The sequence below is a fragment of the Halomonas sp. DP1Y21-3 genome, assembly GCF_019801245.1.
Taxonomy (GTDB): Bacteria; Pseudomonadota; Gammaproteobacteria; order Pseudomonadales; family Halomonadaceae; genus Halomonas; species Halomonas litopenaei.
In genome coordinates, this window is record NZ_JAHVJM010000017.1 from 1 (window position 1) to 2,585 (window position 2,585).

Sequence of the window (2,585 nt, forward strand, 5' to 3'; positions counted from 1 at the left end):
GGCTTTACACCGTCGGATAGTGCCAACCCGGCCGCCGGCGGCACCGTGAGCTACAGCTACACCCTGGACACCCGCGTCGACAACGACAGCCAGACTGACGCCACGGATGCCGGCTTCACTGAGACGGTGGCCCTGGTGGTCACCGACGACGACGACAGTGCGGCCAACGGTAGCCTCACCATCGCGATCGCTGATGATGCGCCGGATGCTGATGATGACGCCACCACGACCGGTGAAGACCAGTCTGTCACCTACAACGTGCTGGTCAATGCCGACGGTACCAGCGACACCCAGGGTGCGGACGGTGCCAGTGTCACCGACGCCACCTTGCGTGATCCGAGCCAAGGCAGCGTGAGCTTCGACAGCGACACCGGTGAGGTGACCTTCACCCCGGCTGCAGGCTTCGAGGGCGATGCGGTCATCGACTACACCATTCGCGATGCCGATGGCGACACCAGCGGCGCGGTGTTCACCGTCACCGTGGCGGCGGATTCCACGCCCACCGTCAGCGTGCCGGACGATTCCCCCGATGCCGAAGGTGGTCAGTTCAGCGTTAGCGAGGCGGGCCTCGCGGGCGGTAGCGCGGCGGGCGACGGCAGCCAGACCACCGGCGGCAGTCTGCCGATTACCACCGGCGGCGACAGCCTGGCCTCGTTGGTGATCAACGGCCAGAACGTGACGGGCGGCGGCACGGTCGAAGGCGACTACGGCACCCTGAGCGTCAGTGTCTCTGACGGCGAGTACAGCTGGAGCTACAGCCTGGATGGCAGCACCCAGGACCACACCAGCCAGGGCACCGGCAGCGACGATCTGGCGGATCAGTTCTCCATCGTCGTTACCGACAGCGATGGCGATACGGCCTCGACCAGTCTGGCCATCGACGTCAACGACGATGTGCCGAAGGCTCGTGATGACAGCAACACTATTGCCGAGGAGACCGCATCTGTTTCCGGCAATGTGCTGTCCAACGACACCACCGGCGCCGACACCACCGAGGTCGATCCGGCCAGCGTGGCACTGGACGCGCCGACGGGCGCCGGCCAGTACGGCACGCTGACGCTCAACAGCGACGGCAGCTACACCTACCAGCTCGACAACGACGATCCGCGGGTGCAGGCACTCAGCGGCAAGGAAACCCTCACCGAGACCTTTGCCTACACCCTGACCGACGCCGACGGGGACACCTCACCGGCGATGCTGACCATCACCGTGACCGGAACCGACGACGGCGTCAGCCTCTCGGGGCTGGCGAGCGAAGGCAGCGACGTAGCGGTCAGCGAAGCGAATCTGGAAGAGGGCTCCGCGGCGGATGCTGCGGCTCTGACCCAGCCTGGCAACTTCACGTTCGCCAGCGTTGATGGCGTGGCCAGCGTGCAGGTGGGCAACCAGTCGTTGACCCTGGCCCAGCTGCAGGGGTTGTCCGCCGATAGTCCGGTGGTAGTCGATACCGAATACGGCAGCCTTAGCCTGACCGGCTTTACACCGGCAGATAGTGCCAACCCGGCCGCCGGCGGCACCGTGAGCTACAGCTACACGCTGGACACCCGCGTCGACAACGACAGTCAGGCTGACGCGACGGATGCCGGCTTTACCGAGACGGTGGCCCTGGTGGTCACCGACGATGACGGCAGTGCGGCCAACGGCAGCCTCAGCATCGCGATCGCCGACGATAGCCCGTCCGCGAGTAACGACAGCGACACTATCGCCGAGGAGACCGCTTCCGTTTCCGGCAATGTGCTGTCCAACGACACCACCGGCGCCGACACCACTGATGCCGATCCGGCCAGCGTAGCGCTGGACGCGCCGACAGGCGCCGGCCATTACGGCACGCTGACGCTCAACAGCGACGGCAGCTACACCTATCAGCTCGACAACGACGATCCGCGGGTCCAGGCGCTCAGCGGCGAAGAGCAACTCACTGAGACCTTTGCCTACATCCTGACCGACGCCGATGGCGACACCTCACCGGCGACGCTGACCATCACGCTGACGGGGACCAATGACGGCGTTAGCCTTTCGGGCCTGGCTGCCGGGGGCGGCGACGTATCGGTCAGCGAAGCCAATCTGGAAGAGGGTTCCGCGGCGGATGCTGCGGCACTGACCCAGCCCGGCAACTTCACCTTTACCAGCGCCGATGGCGTGGCCAGCGTGCAGGTGGGCAACCAGTCGCTGACCCTGGGCGATCTGCAGGGTCTGTCCGCCGATAGTCCGGTGGTGGTCGATACCGAATACGGCAGCCTTAGCCTGACCGGCTTTACACCGTCGGATAGTGCCAACCCGGCCGCTGGCGGTACGGTGAGCTACAGCTACACGCTGGACACCCGCGTCGATAACGACAGCCAGGCTGACGCCACGGATGCCGGCTTCACCGAGACGGTGGCCCTGGTGGTCACCGACGATGACGGCAGTGCGGCCAACGGCAGCCTCAGCATCGCCATCGCCGACGATAGCCCGTCCGCGAGTAACGACAGCGACACCATTGCCGAGGAGACCGCGTCGATCACCGGCAATGTGCTGTCCAACGACACCACCGGCGCCGACACCACCGATGCCGATCCGGCAAGCGTAGCACTGGACGCCCCGAC

At 65.9% G+C, this 2,585-nt stretch carries 1 protein-coding gene; it reads left to right on the forward strand.

Annotation, left to right across the window (positions count from 1 at the left end; translation table 11 throughout):
• The coding region (locus KUV74_RS20720; protein ID WP_222517282.1) for a beta strand repeat-containing protein at nucleotides 1–2,585 on the forward strand (2,585 nt) is incomplete at both ends.